Source organism: Lactobacillus sp. UMNPBX17 (assembly GCF_002553735.1).
Lineage (GTDB): Bacteria > Bacillota > Bacilli > Lactobacillales > Lactobacillaceae > Lactobacillus > Lactobacillus gallinarum.
The window spans coordinates 1-1,191 of record NZ_PCYT01000148.1 but is presented as its reverse complement, the minus strand read 5'-3'; the positions used below and the strand labels follow the sequence as shown (position 1 = coordinate 1,191).

Annotated in this window: 2 protein-coding genes; both read right to left on the bottom strand. The window is 30.2% G+C overall.

Features of this window, described 5'->3' with window-relative positions; genetic code table 11:
- Positions 1-245, bottom strand: a 245-nt coding sequence (locus CP368_RS10025) for a LicD family protein (RefSeq protein WP_143468331.1), incomplete at its 3' end; no start/stop codon positions are given.
- The coding region (locus tag CP368_RS10020) for a glycosyltransferase family 2 protein (RefSeq protein WP_369822661.1) at positions 223-1,191 on the bottom strand (969 nt) is incomplete at its 5' end. The genes CP368_RS10025 and CP368_RS10020, both read right to left, overlap by 23 nt.

The following is a 1,191-nucleotide window of genomic DNA, read 5'->3' as shown; positions in this document are numbered from 1 at the left end:
ATAAAGTGATTATTCTTATTGATTTCACTTGATAAAGAAATCAATTTTTTATAATCCTTGTAAGGCATTGCAACATCTATATCGTCATCCCAAGGAATAAATCCATGATGTCGAACAGCACCCAATAACGTACCCGCATCCAGAGTATATTTCAAATCATATTTTTTACAAATTTTATCAAAATACACTAAGGTATCTAATAAGGCTTCTTTTACTTGTTTATTATTGAGCTTTTTTGTTTCCATTCGCTTTATTTCCCTTAACAGCTTCAATTTTTGGATTGAAGAAAAATCCAGCTATAGTCCCTTTATACGTTGTACGAATTCTTAGCATTTTACGATTCGGCGCTTTAGCTAATATTTTAACCGGTTCTACTAAACAACATTTTACTAGCCATTTTGCCAGTTGCGCTTTCGACATTCTATTACGCTCAGTAAAGATTGCATTTCTTCTTGAATAGTAATAACGTTTGATACGATTACTGTTTTCCTCACTTACAATATCAACACCGATATTCTTAGCTATTTTATGCTCAGCAATAGAATCATTTACTAAATACCCTTTATATCCCGCTTGAGATATTCTTAAAGTATATTCAACATCATCTCCCCATATGAAGAAATCTGTAATGGGAAGACCAACTTTTTCAATTACTTTTCTCGGGAAAAGTATTGATACAAATGAAGCAGATTTTATTTGAACTAAGCCTTTTGTTATATTTTGATTCCAATTTGATGAGACTGTCGGAATATTCATTATAGCGGGAGTACCATCTTGCCATACAATATTACTTGCCAAAAATCCTAAATTAGTAACAGAATTGACTTTATCCATTAATTTTTCCAATGCATCATTATTTGGAATAGTGTCATCATCCATTATCCATACAAAATCCGAATCACTATTTTCAATGAATTTTTTTATTCCATTATTAAATCCACCAGCTCCACCTAAGTTTTTATTCAAATGAATTATTTTTAAATTTTTATATTTTTTAGAAAAATCCTTTAAATAAGCTAATGTATCATCTGTAGAATTATTATCGACTACGTATAAATTACTTATCTCATATGTTTGATTTTCAAGCGCTGCTAAACACTCTTTTAGCAACTTCAATCTATTATATGTCACAACAACACAATCGACTGTAGTTTTCGTTTCTTTTTTCATCCTTTTTACCTTTGCTTGTCT